This window comes from Dactylosporangium sp. CA-139066 (assembly GCF_050936175.1).
Lineage (GTDB): Bacteria > Actinomycetota > Actinomycetes > Mycobacteriales > Micromonosporaceae > Dactylosporangium.
Map to the genome: position 1 here is coordinate 152908 of NZ_JBNJNH010000002.1, position 21230 is coordinate 174137.

The 21230-nt window shown below is 71.2% G+C and carries 19 protein-coding genes and 1 tRNA gene; 9 read left to right on the top strand and 11 right to left on the bottom strand.

Annotation, left to right across the window (positions count from 1 at the left end; genetic code table 11):
- Positions 1-430: 430 nt before the first annotated feature.
- The 7 genes from ACQEVU_RS45270 to ACQEVU_RS45300 all read left to right on the top strand — a co-directional run bounded on the left by ACQEVU_RS45270 (position 431) and on the right by ACQEVU_RS45300 (position 9914).
- Positions 431-4507, top strand: coding sequence for an SGNH/GDSL hydrolase family protein (locus ACQEVU_RS45270; RefSeq protein ID WP_433335688.1), 4077 nt, complete (start codon positions 431-433; stop codon positions 4505-4507).
- 38 nt (positions 4508-4545) lie between these two features.
- The gene (locus tag ACQEVU_RS45275; protein WP_433335690.1) at positions 4546-4989 is read left to right on the top strand and encodes a hypothetical protein; all 444 of its coding nucleotides are present in this window, start codon (positions 4546-4548) and stop codon (positions 4987-4989) included.
- Positions 4990-5439: 450 nt separating this feature from the next.
- Complete coding sequence (locus ACQEVU_RS45280) at positions 5440-5850, top strand: hypothetical protein (RefSeq protein WP_433335692.1); 411 nt, start codon at positions 5440-5442, stop codon at positions 5848-5850.
- Positions 5851-5939: 89 nt separating this feature from the next.
- Complete coding sequence (locus ACQEVU_RS45285) at positions 5940-6875, top strand: hypothetical protein (protein WP_433335694.1); 936 nt, start codon at positions 5940-5942, stop codon at positions 6873-6875.
- Positions 6872-8017, top strand: a complete 1146-nt coding sequence (locus tag ACQEVU_RS45290) for a hypothetical protein (RefSeq protein WP_433335696.1) — start codon at positions 6872-6874, stop codon at positions 8015-8017. Before ACQEVU_RS45285 ends, ACQEVU_RS45290 begins: the two co-directional genes overlap by 4 nt.
- A complete protein-coding gene (locus ACQEVU_RS45295; RefSeq protein ID WP_433335698.1) occupies positions 8014-8682 on the top strand; it encodes an ABC transporter ATP-binding protein in 669 nt (222 codons plus the stop codon). Before ACQEVU_RS45290 ends, ACQEVU_RS45295 begins: the two co-directional genes overlap by 4 nt.
- A complete protein-coding gene (locus ACQEVU_RS45300) occupies positions 8679-9914 on the top strand; it encodes an ABC transporter permease (protein WP_433335700.1) in 1236 nt (411 codons plus the stop codon). The genes ACQEVU_RS45295 and ACQEVU_RS45300 overlap by 4 nt, the downstream gene beginning before the upstream one ends.
- 77 nt (positions 9915-9991) lie before the next feature.
- On the opposite strand, the gene ACQEVU_RS45305 is transcribed toward ACQEVU_RS45300, so the two are convergent.
- The 6 genes from ACQEVU_RS45305 to ACQEVU_RS45330 all read right to left on the bottom strand — a co-directional run bounded on the left by ACQEVU_RS45305 (position 9992) and on the right by ACQEVU_RS45330 (position 14449).
- On the bottom strand, positions 9992-10324 hold the full coding sequence (locus tag ACQEVU_RS45305) for a YnfA family protein (RefSeq protein WP_433335702.1): 333 nt from the start codon (positions 10322-10324) through the stop codon (positions 9992-9994).
- Between the two features lie 61 nt (positions 10325-10385).
- On the bottom strand, positions 10386-10709 hold the full coding sequence (locus ACQEVU_RS45310; RefSeq protein ID WP_433335704.1) for a hypothetical protein: 324 nt from the start codon (positions 10707-10709) through the stop codon (positions 10386-10388).
- A 194-nt stretch (positions 10710-10903) separates the two neighbouring features.
- Complete coding sequence (locus tag ACQEVU_RS45315) at positions 10904-11341, bottom strand: hypothetical protein (protein WP_433335706.1); 438 nt, start codon at positions 11339-11341, stop codon at positions 10904-10906.
- 355 nt (positions 11342-11696) lie between these two features.
- The gene (locus ACQEVU_RS45320; RefSeq protein WP_433335708.1) at positions 11697-12767 is read right to left on the bottom strand and encodes a cation diffusion facilitator family transporter; all 1071 of its coding nucleotides are present in this window, start codon (positions 12765-12767) and stop codon (positions 11697-11699) included.
- A gap of 156 nt (positions 12768-12923) precedes the next feature.
- On the bottom strand, positions 12924-13865 hold the full coding sequence (locus ACQEVU_RS45325; RefSeq protein WP_433335710.1) for an NlpC/P60 family protein: 942 nt from the start codon (positions 13863-13865) through the stop codon (positions 12924-12926).
- A gap of 206 nt (positions 13866-14071) precedes the next feature.
- A complete protein-coding gene (locus tag ACQEVU_RS45330; protein WP_433335712.1) occupies positions 14072-14449 on the bottom strand; it encodes an ArsR/SmtB family transcription factor in 378 nt (125 codons plus the stop codon).
- A gap of 83 nt (positions 14450-14532) precedes the next feature.
- Between ACQEVU_RS45330 and ACQEVU_RS45335 the strand changes: the two genes are divergently transcribed.
- Positions 14533-17109: a heavy metal translocating P-type ATPase gene (locus ACQEVU_RS45335; RefSeq protein ID WP_433335714.1), complete on the top strand. Its 2577-nt coding sequence runs from the start codon at positions 14533-14535 to the stop codon at positions 17107-17109.
- 22 nt (positions 17110-17131) lie between these two features.
- Here the strand turns inward: ACQEVU_RS45335 and ACQEVU_RS45340 are convergent.
- Positions 17132-17204: transfer RNA gene (locus ACQEVU_RS45340), tRNA-Ala, on the bottom strand.
- Between the two features lie 78 nt (positions 17205-17282).
- Positions 17283-17837, bottom strand: a complete 555-nt coding sequence (locus ACQEVU_RS45345) for a YqgE/AlgH family protein (RefSeq protein ID WP_345134984.1) — start codon at positions 17835-17837, stop codon at positions 17283-17285.
- A gap of 268 nt (positions 17838-18105) precedes the next feature.
- On the opposite strand from ACQEVU_RS45345, the gene ACQEVU_RS45350 reads away from it, so the two are divergent.
- On the top strand, positions 18106-18888 hold the full coding sequence (locus ACQEVU_RS45350; RefSeq protein ID WP_433335717.1) for an S-methyl-5'-thioadenosine phosphorylase: 783 nt from the start codon (positions 18106-18108) through the stop codon (positions 18886-18888).
- Positions 18889-19030: 142 nt separating this feature from the next.
- Here the strand turns inward: ACQEVU_RS45350 and ACQEVU_RS45355 are convergent, their stop codons facing one another.
- The 3 genes from ACQEVU_RS45355 to ACQEVU_RS45365 all read right to left on the bottom strand — a co-directional run bounded on the left by ACQEVU_RS45355 (position 19031) and on the right by ACQEVU_RS45365 (position 21227).
- Positions 19031-20095 (bottom strand): sensor histidine kinase, encoded by a 1065-nt coding sequence (locus ACQEVU_RS45355; RefSeq protein ID WP_433335719.1) that lies wholly within the window; start codon positions 20093-20095, stop codon positions 19031-19033.
- Complete coding sequence (locus ACQEVU_RS45360) at positions 20088-20771, bottom strand: response regulator transcription factor (RefSeq protein ID WP_433335721.1); 684 nt, start codon at positions 20769-20771, stop codon at positions 20088-20090. The genes ACQEVU_RS45355 and ACQEVU_RS45360 overlap by 8 nt, the downstream gene beginning before the upstream one ends.
- Positions 20772-20834: 63 nt before the next feature.
- Complete coding sequence (locus tag ACQEVU_RS45365) at positions 20835-21227, bottom strand: hemerythrin domain-containing protein (protein WP_433335723.1); 393 nt, start codon at positions 21225-21227, stop codon at positions 20835-20837.
- Positions 21228-21230: the final 3 nt, after the last annotated feature.

Consider the following 21230-nt stretch of genomic DNA (forward strand, 5'->3'; position numbering starts at 1 on the left):
CATGAAGGTCAACCCCAGCGGCATCCGGTACGGCGTCGCGGTCACCGACGAGAACGCGCTCGACAGCAGCGGCACATGACCGCGGTCGCCGCAGCCGCCGCGCAGGTGCCGGCGGCGGGCTGACGGATTCCGCAGGAATGGGTTCACGGCAATTGCCGGTTCGGTAGGCAGACATCGAAGTCTACCGTTCTGTTATTCCATCGTGGATAGAACGTCATGTCCTTGCTGTCCACCGTTGTCAACAGGTAGCACTCCGCGCTGACCTGATCCACCCGGTCGCCGACCAGTTCCAGCAGGGTTTCGACTGACGCAAACGCCAGCCCGCGATGGCTTTGTCGTGGAATCGGTTCCCGCTGCCCTGAATACCCCTGCCCGCCTATTTCCGCATTCCCGCGGAAAGAGGCTCCGTACCCCTCACGGAAGGTGGACCATGCCCGGTTCCAGCCAGTTCCATCGACGACGACGGCGCCGGCTCCTGCCGCCATTGCTCACCGCGGTCGTCACCCTGATGTCGGTCGGCCTGCAGGGCGCCGCGGCCCTCGCCGCGCCGCCGTCCGATCCGCCGGCCACGACGAGCGCGGCGCCGCCGTCCGATCCGGGACCGGCCGCCGACCCGGACCACGTCACCGATCCCGACAATGCGCTCGGTCGTAACTGGCGTAGCGAGGCGGACCGCATCGTCACCACCGCCACCGACGAGACCGGCCTGCACCTGCTGGTCGCCGATCGCCAGGACGCGTACCACTGGCGGACAGCCGCCACGCTGGTCGAGCCGGGCATCGACACCGACCAGTGGATCGGTCAGTACTGCGTGACCGGATCGCAGCGCCGGGCCGTGGTCGTCTACGCACCGCGCCAGTTCGCCAACCACGGCGAGCTGATGAGCCGCGGCGCCTTCGCCGCCGTCGTGGACCTCGGCAGCGGCGCGGTGACCAAGCTGCCCGAGCTCGTGACGCTCGCCTACTACAACCCGGCCTGCGGCGCCGGCGAGACGGCGGTGCTGTCACGCCTCGAAGGCACCGAAGCGCAGCCCCAGACGTGGCTCACGGTCGTGGACACGACGACCGGCAAGCTGTCGCACACCACACGGGCCAAGGGAGAGCTCACCTCCGCGCTGCCCGTCGGCGACCGGATCGTGGCCGCCTCCGGCCGCGGCCTGATCGAGGTGCAGGGCGACGGCCGCACCAAGCTGCTCGCCGCGACCGACAGCACGCCGTACCGGTTGGTGCCGGACGGTCGTGACGGGCTGGCCTTCCAGGTCTCCGACGCCAGCCGGACCAGCTTCCAGCGGTACGCCACCGGAAAGCTCCAGAAGGTCGGCAGTGCCCCGACCGGGAAGGTGCGGCTGCGCTCCGGCGCGGGCGGCCGGGTCATGACGCTCGGCGCCGCGGGGTCCGCGCAGTGGGAGAAGAACCGGCCGGGCGGGTGGCTCGCGGTCGACGGCAGCCCCGACGCCGAGGTGTCGGGCACCGGGCGGCTCGTGGTGAACTCCGCGACGTCCCACACCGAGGCGGCCGGCTCGGCGGCCGGGACGGCCGTCGACGGTCGGCCCGACCGTGTCCACATCGAGGCGAAGGTGGTCGGCGGCAAGGATCTGACCTTCGCGCTCGACCCGTCGGCGAGCTCCGCCGGCGCCGTGCCGTCGCCCGTGCACGTCGCCCAGGGAGGCGCCGCCGCACCCCGGTCACTTGCGGTCATCGATTCGTCGACGGTGACGTACGACCCCGAACGGACGTGCGCGATCCCGCGCAACGATCCGGCCATCCAGGTGTACCAGCCGACGGCGAAGCAGGTCGAGTGGGCTGCCGACCTCGCCGTTCGCGGGCAGCTGACCTTCAGCCGGCCGGCCGACTGGCTGCACTCCGGGCTGCCCGCGTGGTCGCCGCAGGGCAACATGTTCCAGTCAGTCACGCTCAAGACGCCGGGCGGGACCGGGGGCTACGTGCCGGCGCAGGTGCTCCTGGGCATCCTCGCGCAGGAGTCGAACCTGCGCAACGCGAGCTGGCACGTGGTCGACGGGTCCTCCGGCAACCCGCTGACCTCCTCCGGCTTCTACGGCCTCAACTCGGCGCAGGACCCGAACTCGATCAACTTCGGCGACACCGACTGCGGCTACGGGGTCGGTCAGGTCACGACCGGCATGCGAACGGTCGACACCGGCGCGGCCGACGGCCTGTCGGCCGACGCGCAGAAGGCCGTCGCGATCGACTACGCGACCAATATCGCCGCCTCGGTGCGCCTGCTGCAGCAGAAGTGGAACCAGCTGTTCGACTACGGCATCACCGTCAACGACGGCAACCCGACGTACATCGAGAACTGGTTCTTCGCGGTGTGGGCCTACAACACCGGGCTGCACGACCCGCAGCCGCACAACCCGACCGGGCAGTGGGGGCTGGGCTGGCTCAACAACCCGGCGAACCCGATCTATCCGAAGGACCGCCAGCCGTACCTCACCCAGGCGATCGTGACGCCCAAGAACCACGACAACATCCCCTACGACAACGCGAAGCACCCGAGCGACTGGTCGTACCCCGAGCGGATCATGGGTTGGGCCCACACCTCGGTGATCCTGCCGGACTACGCGGACGGCGGTAAGTGGAAGTCGACCTACACCACGGCCGTGTGGCAGGGCTCCACGCAGCCGGGTCCGTTCGTGGAGGCGCAACCGCCACAAACCATCGCCTGCGTGGCGACCGTGAACCGGTGCGACCCGGCGGCGCCGCCGCACAAGTCGACCGACCCCGACTACGCGAACGAGCCGGCCGGACCTTGCCAGGAGAACGACCTCACGGTGTGCTGGTGGCACCAGTCGGTGAGCTGGCTTCCGGACTGCGCGGTGAAGTGCGGCCAGGAGCGTCGCACATACACAACGGTCGAACCCCGCCCGCTCGCCAGCAACATCTATCCCGAGCAGTGCAACGTGGTCGGCCTGCCGGGCACGGCCATCATCATCGACGACATCGACACGAGCAAGCCGCTGGGACCGGACGGCTGTACCCCGGTGGCGAAGGGCGGCAAACTCACGTGGAAGTTCGGCTCCGCCAGCAGCGCGGCCGGCACCATCTATCCGTCCAAAGTGGACTTCCACCAGATCGGCGGCGGCTTCGGCGGGCACTTCTGGTTCGCCCACACGCAGCAGTCCTTCAAGACGAACCTGCTCGTGACCGGAACCTGGACGCCGACCAACCGGCTCAACGGGTGGTACCAGGTCATGGTGCACCTGCCGGACAACGGGGCGTGGACGCAGCAGGCGCACTACGTCATCCACACCGGCGGCGGTCAGGCGACTGACCGGGAGCGGTTCCTACCCACCAACCGGGCCGCGAACACCTGGGTACAGCTGGGCACCTACAGCTTCGGCGGCTCGGACGTGCAGAACCTGGAACTGAGCAACGCCACGCTGGACGGGCAGGGGAACCAGGACATCGCCTGGGACGCGGCGGCGTTCGTGCCGCTGCCGCAGAAACCGGCGCACTTCGTCGTGGCGATCGGCGACTCGTACGAGTCCGGCGAGGGCGCCGGCAGTTACTACAACGAGACGGACAAGGACTACACCGGGACCTACTGGGACGCCTGCCGGCGCAGTAAGAAATCGTGGCCGCGGTTGACCAAGCTGCCGGGTATGACGCTGAACATCGGCGCCATGACCGACACGTTCGACTCCCGGATCGACTTCCAGAACGTGTCGTGCTCGGGAGCGAAGGCGAACAAGATGTCGGGCAACGTCCCCACATACTGGGCGCAGCCCGCACCGAGCGTCGGCGACCTGCACGAGGTCGCTGAGGGACAGTTCTTCGAACGGGACCAGGCGAACTCCGGTGTGCTGAGCGACGACACGACGCTGGTCCTGCTGTCGGCCGGCGGCAACGACGCCAAATTCCCGAACGTGATAGGCGCCTGCGCCCAGGCCCAGATCTGCACCAGCCAGCGGGCGCAGTACGAGCAGTACATCCGGGATGCGAAGGCGAGGGTCAGAACCCTGGTCGACGTGATTCACGTCAAGGCGAAGAACGCGAGGATCGTCATCGTCGGTTACCCGCAGATCATCGCGCAACAGCACGACACGGGCTGCGGCCTCGCGCTCTTGAACACGGACGAGCAGGACATGATCAACCAGCTCGCCATCACGATGCGCACCATGCAACAGGAGGTCGCCGGCGAGGCGAACGCCTACTACACCGGGGCAGGGTCGTCGACGAGCGGTCCCGGTAGGGTGTCGTACATCGACATGGTGACCGGGTTTGGCGACTTCGGCGCCTGCCGGATGCCGCCCGGGCCGGGCGTTCCGGACATTCCGGAGTACATCAACGAGGCCATCGTCGGGCCGACCGGACCGGGCGACTTCCAGCCGTCCGCCGGGGACCCCAGTAGCGACCAATGCCTCGGCTGGTACACGCTGCGCCTCAGTGTCTGCATCAGCCGGTCGAGCTTCCACCCGAAGGACACCGGCCATGTGCAGTACGCCAACGCCGTGACCAGCGGGCTTGTGGCCATCGGTTACCACTGATCGACAGGGAGGGCGCCGTGCGAAAGGCATTCGTCGTCGTGGCACTGGCGGCGGTGGTGTGCGTCGCCGGCGCCCTCTGTCTGCTGGGTCTGCAGTTGCGGGACAGGAACGAGCGAATGGACCGCAACCATCAGCGGGCCGAGGCCGAGCTGCCGATCATCGCCCGCGGCTATGCGGACGACGTCGTCGGGGCGGCCCACGACCGATCCGGCCCGGACGATGACTCGCTCAGGGAACTCGCCGCACGCCCGCGTGCGGCCGGGACCTGGGTCTGGGTCATCACTCGCACGCCGGACCTCACGCTGGTGGTGGAGACCAATTCCACCTCCTACACGCTGCTCGAAGGTCAGAGCAGCGCATGCTTCCGGCTGGCGTTCCACGACCTGGGCGGCGCCGCGGCCGGTTACGACCTCGAGAAGCTGGAGGAATGCCCGCCCGGACTGCCGCTGCAGTTCACCAGCGCATCACCTTCGGCCACCTGACATACATCAGAACTCGCAATTCAACCCGGTCACGAAAGTGGCCGGGTCAGCACCACTTGACCATTTTCGGCATGACAGCGAAACGCCCTGAACAGGGGAAATACCCTTCCCTGTGACGCTGTTCACATTGATATCCGGGGCCATTGTGTCGATCGATCGATGGCCGCAGGATGCATTGCATCGCCCCTCCGGCTCAGCCGCCTGAGTGGCGTAAACGGGGACCGGCCGCGCATTTCTCGAGCTATTAGCCCGATATTCGTGCGGCCGATGTTCCCTCACCCTTTCGCGGCGCAGAACCGCGCGGAATCCGGTGGGGGAGCATCTATCTGCAGTGGATGCCCTCGCGCGATTTCCGTGCCGGCGGACCACCCCTTGACCGATCCGGTGAGACGTCACGCGGAACGGCTAGGCCGTGCCGGCGCCCAGGACCGAGAAGAGTGAGGACTATCCATGAAACGAAACGTGTTGCGGCTCGCCGTGGTAGCCGCGCTGGGGGCCGGCGCGCTGCTGCCGGGCCTGCCGGCCCAGGCGGCGGACCACGGTGACGGCAAGGCCGCCTGCAACACCGGGGAGATCTGCTTCCAGGAGTTCTGGGACGGCTTCGTCACCAGCCAGTACCAGCGGCACTTCTGGTACAGCGACCCGAACCACTACGACGACGTGTTCATCAACACCGTGAACAACCCCGAGTTCACGCTCGCCTACGCGATCGAAGGCATCTGGAACCGGGACACCCAGTGCTCCGTGCGGATGATCACGGTCAACGAGGTGACGTACGCCCAGTACACGTACAAGACCGTGGCCCGCAACGACAAGGGGAACTACGGCGCCCACGCCAATCAGGCGCACGCCCGCTGCTAGTCAGGGCAACTGTCGTGCCGGCGGCGGGCGCTCGTACGCGCCGCCGGCACGACAGGCCGTGTTCGAAGCTTGTTCGAAGGAGCCGAATCGTGAAACAGCTCAAGGGCTCGGCGCGGGCCCTCTGCACGATGGTGGGCCTCGCGCTCACGGGATGGGCACTCGTCGCGTGCACCGGCGACGCGGGCGGCGGCAAGACCGCCGACACGATCAAGGTCGACGCGGAGCACCCGTTCTCGATCTTCCTGGGCGAGGACATCAGCCTGGTCGACTACGCCCAGCAGAAGATCAGGAACCAGTGCCTCAAGCAGGCGGGGTACCCGCAGGACCTCCAGGCCATGCTGCCCAAGCCGCCCAACGAGTTTGCCCACCTGGTCATCACGCCGGCCACGTTCGGGCCGACCACGGACGAGGAGGCCCGCCGGATCGGGTTCGGCACCGACCAGCCGCCCCAGCCGCCGGCCGTCGTGAGCAACGACCCGAACTACGACAAGGCGATGGACACCTGCTCCAAGGAGGCGTGGGACAAGCTGGGCAAGGCGTCGGAGAAGCTGTACTTCGCCTACTTCGACCTCGGCAACAAGCTCAGCGAGCCGCTGATGACCACGATCCAGGCCCGCAGCGACCCGCAGACGGGCTCGAAGCTGCTCGGCTGCCTCGAGCCGAAGGGCTACCACCCCGCGGACGAACAGGCGTTCCGCAAGCACCCGGACCCCCGGACGTTCGGCATCAAGTTCGGGGCCGTGGTCCAGGGCAGCGAGCAGCAGTGGCAGCCCCAGAACCGGCCCGGCACGGTCGAGGTCGGGCCCCCGGTGCCCGAGCGCCGATACCAGGCCAGCGCCGAGGAGGGTGCGCTCGCGGTGGCGTGGCGGCATTGCCGGCAGGACACCGGCCTCGCCGCCGAGACGCTCCGCGTGGCGCGCGACGTGCAGGCCGACCTGGTGCAGCGCAACGAGGACGCGTTCATCGAGCTCAACCCGCAGGTCGAGGCGATGGCGAAGCGGTCCGCGGAGCTGGTGGGCCGATGAGCGAGAGCGCCGACAACGCGGTCCGGGCGGCGCGCCGGCGCTCCCTGGTGCTGGCCGGCGTGTTCGTGACGGTGGTCGCCCTGGTCGCCGGGGTGGCCGTGGTGCTGGGCCCGCGCCTGCGCTCGCCGCAGCAGGCCGCGGCCGACGCCGCTCCGCCGGAGCCTTCGCTGCTCACGGCGCGGGCCGAGCGCCGCGCGCTGACCGAGCCGGTGGTGATCCGCGGGGTGATCCAGCCCGGTGCGAGCGTCAAGCTCGTCGCCCCGCACACGGCGGTCGGGTCCGGCAGCGTCGTCACGAAGGTGTTCGCCAAGGCGGGCTCCCGGGCCAGTGAAGGCACGGTGCTGTTCGAGCGGTCGGGCGAGCCCATGTTCGCCCTCGTGCTGCCCTTTCCGCTGTACCGCGACCTCGCCCCCGGCCTGCAGGGCACCGATGTGGTGCAGGTGCAGCTCGCCCTGCGCCGCATCGGCCTGGACGCCTCCAAGTCCGGCACGTTCGACGAGGCGACCGCCGCCGCGGTGGTCAAGCTCTACCAGAACCACGGCTACCCGCCGCCGGCCGGCCGCGGGCTGAGCCAGGCGTCCGTGCTGGTCCTCGACCGGGCGGACCGGCGGGTCAGCCGCGTCGGCGTGCACGTCGGCGATGTGCTCGAGGACCCGAAGACGGTGCTGTTCGAGCTGGACGGCAAGGCGGCCACCGTCGAGGCCCTGGCCGCCCGGGACCAGCAGCCGCTGCTGCACGCGGGCCAGTCCGCGACCGTCGCCGACGACCTCGCCGGTACGACCGCGAAGGCGACAGTGAGCGAGGTCGGCGCGCAACCGGCGACCGCGGACGGCGCGCAGGGCGGGTTCCCGGTACGGCTGGAGTTCGCCGGCACCCCGCTGGACGCGTCCGCCGGGCGCAGCGTCCGCGTCACCGTGCAGGTGACCGGCGAGGACGTGGAGGTTCTGGCCGTTCCGGTGACCGCGGTGTCCTCGCGGGCCGACGGGACGACCTTCGTGACGGTCGTCCGGGACGGCCGGTCCACCGACGTGACGGTCGTCGTGGGCAAGATCGCCGGCGGCTGGGTCGAGGTGCAGGACGGCGGCACCGGGCTCGCGGCCGGCGACGAGGTCGTCGTGGGCGAGCGGGGCGGTGCCGGATGAGCGCGGTACTGGCCCTGGCCGGCGTGGCGCGGACCTACCCCGACGTGCCGCCGGTGAAAGCGCTGCACCCGACGTCGCTGGTGATCTCCGAGGGCGAGTACGTCTCCGTCACCGGGCCGTCGGGGTCGGGCAAGTCGACGCTGCTGAACCTCCTCGGTCTTCTCGACCTGCCGACGTCGGGCTCGTACCGCGTCGGTGGCGTCGAGACGGTCGGCGGCAGCCAGGCCCTGCGCAACGCCATCCGCGGGCAGCTGTTCGGCTTCGTGTTCCAGGCGTTCCACCTGCTGCCCGGGCGTACCGCGGTGGAGAACGTCGAGCTGGGCATGGCGTACGGGCCGCACCGGCGCAAGGCTCGGCGACGGCTGGCCGTCGACGCGCTGGAGCGCATGGGGCTGGCCCACCGCATGCACGCGGACCCGAGCCGGATGAGCGGTGGCGAGCGGCAGCGGGTCGCGATTGCGCGGGCGGTGGCCGGGCACCCGCGAGTGCTGTTCTGCGACGAGCCCACCGGCAACCTCGACAGCGGCAACACCAGCAACGTGCTCGCCCTGCTGCGCGAGCTCAACGCGGACGGCCTGACCCTCGTCGTGGTGACCCACGACGCCGACGTGGCCGCCGAGGCGGATCGGTGCCTGCGCGTCGTCGACGGGTCGGTGTCGGCATGAGACCGGCGCGCCGGCGCGAGGCGTTCGCCGCGCTCGGGATCGCGGTACCACGGCTGCGCCTCGGCGACATCGTGCGCGATGCGGCGCTGTCGATCCTGCGGCACCCGGGCCGGTCGCTGCTGACCGTACTCGGCACAATCCTGGGTGCCGCCGCGTTCGTGGCCAGCCTCGGCCTCGGCGCGACGCTCAGTCACCAGGTGTCGTCGTCGTTCGACCTGCGACGGGCGACCGAGGTCGTCGTCCAGCCCGAGGACGACCACCTGGATCCGGCCTGGGCCGGCCCGGCCGCACTGGACCGCCTGCGCCGCCTGCACGGCGTCGTCGGCGCCGGCCGGCGGGTCACGCTCGGCGAACAACCTATGCGGGCGACCCTCGACCCGCACGCCCCCGACGCCGGCATCACCGTGATCGGCGCCGACGCGGCGGCGTTGCGCGTGATGAGCCCGACGCTGACGCTCGGCCGGCTGTACGACGACTTCCACGACCGCGCCCGGGCGCCCGTCGTGCTGCTGTCCGACACCGCCGCACGAACCCTCGGCGTCACGCGCACCGGCGTCGCGGTCTTCATCTCTGGGCGCTCCTACGTCGTGATGGGCATTTACCGCGACGTGGCGCGCCGTCCGGAGGCGCTGTCGGCCGCCATCATGCCGTTCCTGGACGCGGAGGGGCTGTTGTCGCTCGCGCCGCCGCAGGAGCCGCCGAAACGGGACATCCTCATCGAGACCGCGGCCGGGGCGGCGCAGGTCATCGGCCGGCAGGCGCCCGTAGCCATCCGCCCGGAGGCGCCGGACGACCTGCGCGCCCTTGCGGCGCCGGACCCGCGGACCCTGCGGCGCGAGGTCGAGCACAGCGTCACCAGCTTCACGCTCTGGCTCAGCGCCGTGGCCCTGGTCATCGGGACGATCTCGATCGGCAACGCCGCGACCGCGAGCATGGCTTCGCGCACGGCGGAGATCGGCCTGCGCCGCGCCGTCGGCGCCCGTCGGCGGTACATCTTCTGCCAGCTGGTCACCGAGACCGCGGCGCAGGGCACGCTCGGCGGCGCGGTCGGCGCGGTGCTGGGAATTCTGGGCGTCGCCGTCGTGGCGATGTACAACGGGTGGATCCCGGTCATCGAGCTTTCCACCGCGTGGACGGCCTGCGCGGTGAGCGCCGGCGCCGGCATGCTCGCCGGCCTCGCCCCGGCCGTCCGAGCCGTCCGCATCCAACCGGCGCAGGCGTTGCAGCGCTAGCCAACAAGCAGTCCAGCGCTGTCCAAGGGCAGCGCGGCCGGTGGCCGACGGAGGTGGCCTGGGCCACCGGCTCCAGGCTAGGTGCGAGGCGCGTACATGATGACGGCGACGCCGGCAAGGCAGATCAGGGCGCCGATGATGTCGTAGCGGTCGGGCCGGAACTTGTCGACGACCATGGCCCAGCCCAACGAACCGGCGACGAAGATGCCGCCGTACGCGGCGAGGATGCGGCCGAAGTTGGCGTCCGGCTGGAGCGTGGCGACGAAGCCGTAGGCGCCGAGCGCGGCGATGCCTGCGCCGATCCACAGCAGCCCTTTGTGTTCGCGCACGCCCTGCCAGATGAGCCAGGCACCGCCGATCTCGGCGAGGGCAGCCAGCACGAACAGGGCGATGGACCGGACGATCGTCATGATCGTATGCCAGCACACCGGGGCGGCGCGCCCGCGACGAGGGCCGCGCCGCCTCGGGCGTTCAGCAGCCGCAGCCCGCGCCGCCGCAGCCGCAACTCGAGCCCGCCGCGGCGGCACGCTGAGCGCTGCGGCGGCGGTGCAGCCACCACATGCCGAGCGCGGCCACGGCGAGCCCGGCCGCGACGGCCCACAGCGTCTTCTCCAGGACGGCGGCGCCCGCGGCGGTCAGGACCCCGGCGGCGATGAGCAGGGGCAGGCCGCAACACGCGGCGCAGGCCAGCGCGGCGAGCCCACCACTGATCTTGGAGAGCAGCGGCGGGCTGTCGTCCACCGGCGGCGCCGGCTTGTGGTGGTGGGTGGGCGTCGGCTGCAGGGGCAGGCTCATGCGCGGTCTCCGTCGGGTTCGTCGGCGGTGCCGAAGGCCATCACAGGCTCCCGGAACTGGCACAACAGCACCGGTCCGGTGCCGCCCTACGACGGTAAGCCTGTACCTGGGTACCGGATGCAACCGTCCCGAACCACCCGGTGCCGACCAGAGCAGGGCACGCCGGCTGTAGCGAACCCTGCCCCGTTCGCGAACTAGTTGCCGGCGATGGACAGGCCGGCGTCGCCGCCGCCGACGCTGTACTGGGTACCTTCGGCGAAGTTGTTCTCGAACTGCGCCCGCAGCGCGTCGATCTGGGAGAAATCCGCCGTGTGGGCCGACTCGCTGCCCTGCGCGGCGAACACCGAGTCCGACGACTGCGAGTCGTTGGAGTAGTTCGTGTAGTCCGTGGACTCGAAGTGGCTGCCGTCCGCGCCGTCGAACTCGACGTGCTTGCCGGTCTGGAAGTCGGTGGACTCCGACGCGCTGTGGTCCTCGCCGTACACGCCGAACTGCGAGTCGTAGTCCGACTCACTCCCGCTGGCCTGGTGCAACTGGTCCAGCGAACCAGCGTCGTGACCCATCTGGAAGTTGCCGTACTCCAGGTCGCCGCCCGGCTCGTGGCCGCCGTCGAAGTCGCCGTACTCGCTCATGAGGGTGGTCCTTTCAAGATGCAGGGAATCGGTGCCGCTGACATCTAAGAAACTACTATTTTGCTTAGTACATCAACTCCCCGAATCGTGCCAATGGCGCAGCGCGCGTCCGGCCCAGCACGTCCGGCAGCACTCCCTTGCTACGCGGGATTTTTGGCAACTATGCCGGTCCGTTGATCGGAGGGCGCCGTGCGTGGCGTGCGGGTTACGATGGCGCCGAGTTGGCTGGAGGGCACAAGGTGCAGGGGTTCGAGAACCGGAAGCGCCGATATTGCGGGCCCCGCGGTCGCTCACGGGGCCCGCACCCCTCCCCGCCGGCAACCGGTGCTGCGGCGGTCGCAAGGCGGTCACGGACCTACAAGGGCCCGGGCCGGTAGGAGGCGCCGTGCGAGTCGGCGCAGTGCAGGTCCGGGGCGTCGAGGCCGACCTCGTCCCCGGTGGACACCGCCGGGTCGGTGTCGGCGTGGTCGACCTGCAGTGTGCTGTGCGCGATGCGGTACTCCCGCCGCAGCAGGCCCTCGATCGCCGCCCGCACGGCATGACAGTCCCGGCCCTCGGCGACAAGGACGTGCGCGGACAGCGCCGGCTCGCCGGAGGTGATCTCCCACACGTGCAGGTCGTGGACCTCGACCACGTCGCGCACGCCGGCCAGGCGGGCGCCCAGGGCGGGCGGGTCGATCCCGGTCGGCGCCGCCTCCAGGAAGATCCGGCCGGACGCGCGAATCAGCTCGATGCCGGCCTTCACCATGAGCATCACCACGATCAGCGTGGCGATCGGGTCGGCGCGGGTGAAGCCGGTGAAGACCATGACGACGCCGGCAACGGCGGTGGCGATGAAGGCGAAGAGGTCGTTGAGGATGTGCTGGAAGGCACCCTCGACGTTGAGGCTGGACCGGTTCGCCTTGGACATCGCCCAGGCGGCGGCGAGGTTGACCACGATGCCGGCCAGAGCGGTGCCCAGCACCAGGCCGCCGGCCACCTCCGGCGGGTGGATCAGCCGCCGGACCGCCTCGATGCCCAGCCACAGCCCGAGGATGAGCATGGTCAGGCCGTTCGCCTGGGCGGAGAGGATCTCGGCACGCTTCAAGCCGAACGTGTAACCGCCCTTCGGGGGCCTTGCGGCCAGGCGCATCGCCACCAGCGCCAGGACGATCGCCCCGGCGTCGGTGAGCATGTGCGCGGCGTCCGAGAGCAGCGCGAGGGACCGGGCAATGACGCCGGCGACCACCTCGCCGGCCATGAAGACGCCGATGAGGCTCAGCGCAATGGTCAGCCAGCGCCGGTCGGCGTCGGCCGACACCCCGTGGCCGTGCCCGGCGTGCCCGTGGCCGCCGTGATCGTGCCCGCCGCCGTGGTCGTCGTCCTCGGGACCGCGAGCTTCATCGTGATCGTGCCCCTCGTGACGGTCGGTGCCACTCGCGGTCATGGCGGCGGCCTTCCTGCTGACGAGTCCGGGTGACGATGCGACCGAACCCTTGACCTATGCGCAACCACGCATGAGTCGGAGCGTACTCCACAGCAGCAACGAAGGTTCTTAGTAGGAAGGGCGAGCGGCGCTGCCCCTAGCCCCGGGGCACAACCATCAGCCGGGACGGCGGTAGCCGGCGATGGGCCGGCCGTCGAGCTTCGCCATGCGCACGTAGTCGCCGCTGGTCGGGGCGTGCACCATCCAGCCGCCGCCGACGTAGAGGCCCACGTGGTGCAGATCGCTGTAGAAGAACACGAGGTCGCCGGGGCGCAGGTCGGCGCGGGAGACGGCCTTGGCGTCCTCCCACTGCCACTTGGTGTAGTGGCGCAGCGTGACCCCGGCGGCGGCCCAGGCCGCGAGCGTCAGGCCGGAGCAGTCGTAGCTCTTCGGACCGGTCGCGCCCCAGACGTAGGGCTTGCCGATGAGCTCGCACGCCTTCTTCGCCGCCGTGCCGCCGGGGCCTCCGAGGTAGTCGACCGGGCACGCGACCGGCTTGAGCTCACCGGTGGCGCCGCTGCTGCCGTACGCCTGCTGGCGCAGCTTCTGCAGCTCGGCGACCTTGCCCTCGATCTGGGCCTTCTTCGCCGCGAGGTCGGCGTCCTGCGCGGACTGCTGGTTGATGAGCACGTCCAGGGCCTGCTTGTCAGTGGCCAGCTTGTCCCGGGCCGCGGCGACGCCCGCGATCTGCGCTCGTTCGCTGCGGGCGATGGCGTTGACCATCGCGAGCTGGTCGATCATGTCGGTCGGGGTGGCCCCGGACAGCAGGACCTGCATCGTGGTGACCCGGCCCAGCTTGTACTGCCGGACCGCGATGTCGCCGATCTTCCCCATCGCCGCGTCGACCTGTGCCTCCAGGGGCTGCAGCTGCTTCTGCAGCCCCGCCGCCTTGGCCTGGTTCTCCTTGAGCTGGCCGTGAACCTGGTTGTACTGCTCGATGATCGGCTCGAGCTGGTTCCACATGTCGTCGATCTGCTTTTCCAGCTCGGCCGGCGACGGTTCGGCCCGCGCCACCCCGGCGCCGGTCAGCAGTACCGCGGCCGCGGCGAAAACGGTCACGACAGAGCGCAACAGCACCTGCAGGTGGCCCCTTCTGGGATCGCCGCGCCGAACGCGTACGCCGATCGAGGGGGGTGATCGGCGCCGGGGCGCGGCCGTAGCCGACCCTACGCATCGCCCCGCCCCCGGCACAAGACCAACTCCTACAAGACCTAGGAGCGCGGGGGCACCGCTACGGATCGATACGGTCCATCAGGCCGGCGCGCTCACCCGGCCGGTGCGTGCCGGTGGGACAGCGAGTCATCGCCGGGGTGGTCCGGCAGTCCCCGGTCGGCGTGGTCGGCATGGAACAGCGCCTCCGCAAGGAGGGCGCGCACGTGGGTGTCGGCGGCGGAGTAGTGCACGAAGGTGCCCTCGCGGCGGCCGCGGACCAGACCGGCGAGGCGGAGCTTGGCCAGGTGCTGGCTCACCGCGGTGGGGGCGGCGCCGACGAGCTCGGCCAGGCACGCCACCGACGACTCACCCTGCAGCAGGGCCCAGAGGATCTTGATCCGGGTCGGATCGGCAAGCAGCCGGAACCCCTCCGCAGCAAGGTGCACCTGCTCGTCGTTCGGCATCTGAAAGTCCGGCAGCTCGGTGTGCACACGACCAGAGTAACCGCATCCTCCGAATCTGTCTGCTCATCTGCCTAGCTATCTGCATGTCTACGCAGATATGGTTGTTTGCCGTGACCCTGACCACGACACAAACGCCTGCTCGACCGGTCGCCGGCGCGGCGCCGCCGGCGACGCGCCGCCTGGCGGGTCACCTGTGGGCGCTGGCCGAGATCCGCTGGGCGACCGTCGCCACCGCCCTGTTCGCGGCCGGCGGCGTCGCGCAACTGGCCGGCGCACCCGCGCCGGTCTGGTGGGCGCTGTATCTGGCCTGCTACGTCACCGGCGGCTGGGAGCCCGCCCGGGCCGGGCTGCATGCGCTGCGCGAACGCACCCTTGACGTGGATCTGCTGATGATCGTGGCCGCGATCGGCGCCGCCGCGATCGGGCAGGTCTTCGACGGGGCGCTGCTCATCGTCATCTTCGCCACCTCCGGCGCCCTCGAGGCGTTCGCCACCGCCCGGACCGCCGATTCGGTACGCGCACTGCTCGGCCTGGCGCCGGAGCGTGCGGCGCGGCTCGACGCCGACGGGGCCGAGACCACGGTCGACGTGGCCGAGCTCCACGTCGGCGACCTGATCCGAATCCGGCCCGGGGAACGCATCGGCGCCGACGCCGTCGTCGTCGACGGGGCCAGCGACGTCGACCAGGCCGGCATCACCGGCGAGGCACTCCCGGCCGCGAAAGCCGCCGGCGACGAGGTCTACGCCGGCACCCTCAACGGCACCGGCGCGCTGACCGCCCGGGTGCACCGCGAGGCGGGCGAGTCGGTCATCGCCCGGATCGTGTCCATGGTCGAGCAGGCGTCGGCCACCAAGGCCCGAACCCAGCTGTTCATCGAGAAGGTCGAACAGCGGTACTCCGTCGGCGTCGTCGCGGCCACGGTACTGCTGTTCGCCGTCCCGCTACTGTTCGGCGCCGACCTGCAGAGCACGCTCCTGCGCGCCATGACCTTCATGATCGTCGCGTCGCCCTGCGCCGTCGTCCTGGCCACCATGCCGCCGCTGTTGTCCGCGATCGCCCTTTCCGGCCGGCACGGCGTACTGGTCAAGTCCGCCGTCGTGATGGAGCGGCTCGCCGACACGACCCGGGTCGCCTTCGACAAGACCGGTACCCTCACCACCGGCGCCCTCCAGGTCGTCGGCGTCCATCCCGCTCCCGGCGGTGGCCTCGACGAGGACGGCCTGCTGCGCCTGGCCGCCGCCGTCGAGAGCCGCAGCGAACACCCGGTCGCCGCCGCCATCGTGGCCGCCGCCCGGGACCGCGGCATCCCGATCCCCGGCGTCCAGGACTTCCGATCGCTGCCCGGCCGCGGCGTCACGGCCACGGTCGCCGGCCGGCGGATCGAGGTCGGCCGGCCCGACGGAACGCGCCTCCCGCCGGCCGCCCACACGGCCCAGGCCGTCGACGCGGCCCAGGTCGTCGACGCGGCCCAGGTCGTCGACGCGGCCCAGGTCGCCGGTCATACCGCCGTTGTGGTCCTGAACGACGGCGTCCCGATCGGCGTCGTGGTGCTCGCCGACCAGATCCGCCCGGCCGCCGCCGAGACCGTATCCGCGCTCGCCACGTTGACCGGCGCGTCGCCGGTGCTCCTCACCGGCGACAACGCGGGCGCCGCGGGCCGGCTCGCCGCCGAGGCCGGGATCCGCGAGGTCCACGCCGGGCTCCTGCCGCAGGAGAAGGTCGACCGGGTCCGCGCCCTGCAGCAGGACGGCCACCGCGTCCTGCTCGTCGGCGACGGGGTGAACGACGCCCCCGCCCTGGCCACTGCCGACCTCGGCATCGCCATGGGCCGCCACGGCTCCGACCTCGCCCTCACCACCGCCGACGCGGTCCTCGTCCGCGACGACCTCACCGCCCTGCCGGTGCTCGTCGCCTTGTCCCGCCGCGCCCGGCGCCTCGTGACCGCCAACCTGGTCGTCGCCGGGACCTTCATCACCACCCTGGTCGCCTGGGACCTGCTCGGCGAGCTGCCGCTCCCGCTCGGCGTCGCCGGCCACGAGGGCTCCACCATCATCGTCGCCCTGAACGGCCTACGCCTTCTCGCCGACTCATCCTGGCGGCGCCGCCCGCTGACAAAGCCGCCGACTGAATCTTTTTCGCCTCGCCGATGCCCCCAGCACGCCCTCCGACGAGTAGCTTCGGCGACTGACCCGACCGCAGCAAAGCGAAAGCCCGCAACCTCCGGGCGAGCCCCAACCACCGACACGGGGGTGCGGGTGGCGAAGCCCCCGCCTGGAGCGAGCGAAGCGAGCGCGAAGCACCCACGAATCGCCAAGGCGAAAAAGGCGCCCCCCGCCTTTGAGCAGGAAACGCCCACCGATGACCCGACCGCACGAAGCGAAAGACGGCAACCTCCGGGCGAGCCCCAACCACCGACACGGGGGTGCGGGTGGCGAAGCCCCCGCCTGGAGCGAGCGAAGCGAGCGCGAAGCACCCACGAATCGCCAAGGCGAAAAAGGCGCCCCCCGCCTTTGAGCAGGAAACGCCCACCGATGACCCGACCGCACGAAGCGAAAGCCCGCAACCTCCGGGCGAGCCCCAACCACCGACACGGGGGTGCGGGTGGCAAAGCCCCCGCCTGGAGCGAGCGAAGCGAGCGCGAAGCACCCACGAATCGCCAAGGCGAAAAAGGCGCCCCCCGCCTTTGAGCAGGAAGCGCCTATCGATGAGTGGAGCCGAGGGGACTCGAACCCCTGACCCCCACACTGCCAGTGTGGTGCGCTACCAGCTGCGCCACGGCCCCATCTCGCGTGCCCCGGTCTTGCGGGCACTCACGGAATAGTACACACACCCGGGGAGGGGCTCACACCGGGTTCCCCCTCTAGTTCTGCGTGGGGTCGGATGGATAGTGGGCAACCGCCGCCATCAGGCCGCCCTGGCGGCGCAGCACCATCTGCCACAGGTCGTCCGGGCGTGGGGCGAACGCGTCGCTCGGCAGGGCGTCGAAGACGAACCACGAACCGCCCTCGATCTCGCGCTCCAACTGGCCCGGGGACCAGCCCGCGTAACCCGCGAAGACGCGGACGCCGACGACGCCGGCGACCAGGAGGTCGGGGTCGCCTGAAAGGTCCACGGTGCCGACGGCGCCGGAGACGCGGTTGAAGCCGGCCAGGTCCTCGACGCCGGGGCGGGTGCGGGCCAGGCAGATCGCCGCCTCCGGCTGGACCGGGCCGCCCTCGAAGACGACCGGCGGCTCGCCGGCCAGGGCGCCCCAGCCACCCAGGACGTCGGCCACCTGGACCTCCGTGGCGCGGTTGAGCACGACGCCGAGCGCGCCGCCCTCTTCGTGCGCAACCACCAGCACGACGGTGCGCTCGAAGTTCGGGTCGCGGAGCGCGGGCGTCGCCACCAGCAAGCGCCCGGTCAACGACTCCATCGCCCTCCCTCGCCGCTTCCTCGACGTGCCTCGGCCGGTGCCGCCCGACGAACCGGGCCGCGGGGATCCGCGGCCCGTCGGCGGCTGGCCGGACGAATGTCCTTCCATCCCACCGAGATCCCCGTGCGTGGACATCAGCCCCACCAGCAAACATCACCGACCGGGCGGCCGATGACCGGGCGCGCCGGGTAGATCTTCGCGAAGCGGGGTGCGAGGGTCATGTCTCGCACCATAGCCTGACCCGCGCGTCCCGGTTAGGGTCTGTTCCGTGACCTCACTCGCGGACGTCGCCGTGATCGGTGGCTCGGGACTTTACGCACTCCTGGACGACGCCGAGGAACACGTGGTCGACACGCCGTATGGCCCACCGTCGGACCCGATCACGGTCGCGACGGTGCACGGGCGGCGGACCGCATTTCTGCCGCGGCACGGGCGGGATCACCGGTTCCCGCCGCACCGGATTCCCTATCGGGCGAACCTGTGGGCGCTCAAGGAGATAGGCGTCGCGCAGGTGCTGGCCCCGTGCGCGGTCGGGGGGCTTCGCCCGGAGCTCGGGCCGGGCACGTTCGTGGTGCCCGACCAGCTCATCGACCGCACGTCGGGGCGGGTGCAGACGTACTACGACGAGGGCGCGGTCCACGTGAACTTCGCCGACCCGTACTGCGCGACCGGGCGCGACGTCGTGAAGAAGGTGGCCGCCGAGCACGGGATCGACGCGGGCGACGGCACGATGGTCGTCGTCGAGGGGCCGCGCTTCTCCACGCGGGCCGAGTCCCGGTGGTACACCTCGATCGGCGGCGCCGTGGTGAACATGACCGGCCACCCGGAGGCCGTGCTGGCCCGCGAGCTGGCGCTCTGCTACACCTCGATCGCGCTGGTCACCGACCTCGACGCGGGGGTGGAGGGCGACCACGGGGTCACCCAGGAGGAGGTCTTCCGGGTCTTCGGGGAGAACACCGACCGGCTGCGGCGGGTCCTCCTCGACGTCATCCCGCGGCTGCCGGAGCGGCCGGATGACCCATGCCGGCACGCACTGGACGGCCTGCGCTAGGCAACCGCACCAGGACGAAGCGACGTCATCCCGCAGCCGCCGGAGCGGCCGGATGACCCGCGCCGGCACGCACTGGACGGCCTGCGCTAGGCAACCGCACCACGAAGCGACGTCATCCCGCGGCCGCCGGAGCGGCCGGACGTCATCCCGCGGCCGCCGGAGCGGCCGGATGACCCATGCCGGCACGCGCTGGACGGTCCGCGCTGGGCAGCCGCACCACGAAGCGGCAGCCGTCGCCCACGTTGTCGACGGCCACCGCGCCCTGGTGGGCCTCGACGAGCCCGCGCACGATGGCGAGGCCCAGTCCCCCGCCCGCTTCCTTCCCGGGTGTACGCGCCGGAGCCCCCCGGAACGCCACGTCGAACACGCGCGGCAGGTCGGCCTCGGGTATGCCCCCGCAGGTGTCGCTCACGGACAGCCAGCCGCCCCCGGCATCCTGGCCGCCGGTCACGGTGACCGTGCCGTCGGGCGGGGTGTAGCGGATGGCGTTGCGGATGAGGTTGTTCACCACCCGGGAGAGCTCCGGCACGGAGCCGCGGACCACCGGCCAGCCCGACGACGGCGAGGCCACGATGTGGATGCCCTCGGCGGCGGCCAGCGGCGTGGCAGACGCGATGGCGTCGGAGACCACGTCGCCGAGCGGCACGTCGGCCAGCGACAGCCGCAGCGCGCCCGCGTTGATCCGGGAGAGCTCGAACAGGTCGTCGACGAGCGCGGCCATGCGGTCGGTCTCGGCGCTGATGCGGCGGTGGTAGTCGGCGACCGTCTCCGGGTCGGACACGACGCCGTCGTCGAGGGCCTCGGCCATGGCCCGCAGCCCGGCCAGCGGCGTGCGCAGGTCGTGCGAGACCCAGGCGACGAGCTCGCGGCGGCGGGCCTCGGCGGCGCGCTCGCGCTCCCGCGCCTCGGCCGCCCACATGCTGGCCCGGGCCAGGCGCCGGCCGGACCAGAGCCCGACGGCCAGCGACACGGTGGCCGCGGTGCCCACGACGATGAGCAGCACGTGCAGGTCGTGGTCGGAGATGAACATGCGCATGGCGGCGCCCACGATGCCGGCGAGGACGCCGAGGACCGTGACGAGCAGGATGACCACGATGTGCGCGGTGACGGAGCGGCCCCGCAGCGCCCGCAGCGCCACCAGGCCCGCGAGGCCCACCGGGAGCGAGCCGCCCAGGGCCAGCAGGAAGGTGTACACCACGTCACGCATATTCGTACCGGTATCCGACGCCCCAGACCGTCAGGATGCGCGTGGGCTCGGCCGGATCGTCCTCGATCTTCTCGCGGAGCCGTCGCATGTGGACGGTGACGGTGGACTGGTCGCCGAACGTCCAGCCCCAGACCTGCTCGAGCAGCTCGGCGCGGCGCAGCACCCGGCCCGGGTTGCGCATCAGGAACACGAGCAGGTCGAACTCGCGCACGGTCAGCGCGAGCTCCTCCCCGCGGCGGGTGACGATGCGCCGCGCGACGTCGACGCGCAGATCGCCGTCGACGAGCTCGCCGGTCTGCGGCGGCGGGGGCGCGGTGCGGCGCAGCACGGACTGGACCCGCAGGGCGAGCTCGCGGGGCGAGAACGGCTTGGTGACGTAGTCGTCGGCGCCCATCTCGAGGCCCAGCACGCGGTCGGACTCCTCGCCGAGCGCGGTGAGCATGATGATCGGCAGCCCGGGGTCCTGGCGGCGCAGGCGCCGGCAGACCTCGAGCCCGTCGATGCCGGGCAGCATGAGGTCGAGCACGACGAGGTCGGGCCGTTCCTGGCGGTAGGCGTCGAGCGCGGCCTGGCCGTCGCCGGCCAGCCGGACGCTGAAGTCCTCGCGCTCCAGATACCGCCGCACGACGTCGCTCACGGTCGGATCGTCGTCCACGACGAGCACGCGCTGCCCCATCGTTCGAGCGTAGAGCGCGCGGTTGCGCACCTGCCCGCGCGGCGCCCGGCCGTAAGCGAACCGTCAGGTCTCGCCGCCGAGATCCGTCTCGTACGCCTCGTACAGCAGGTCCGCGCCCCGCTGCCGGTGCTGCCACACCTCGCGGATGAGCCGGTCGGCCTGCCAGCGCACGGACTCCGCCGGGTCGCGCTCCTCCAGCCGGTCCTCGAGCTCGTCCAGGGCCGTCCACACGCTGCGGTGGTCGCCGACGAGGTCGTTGAGGTACGGCGCCAGGCGCGGCGCATCGTCCAACACCTCGGCGTATAAGCCGGCGGGCCCCTCCGTCTCCTCGACGTGCTCGGCGAACGCCGCCTTCAGTTGAGCCACCGCGCGACTCATCGTGGGGCGCCACGCCGGGTCGCTGACCGGCGCCTGGATGGCGTCTTCCATGCGTTGAATGCCGCCGAGCAGTTCCATGCC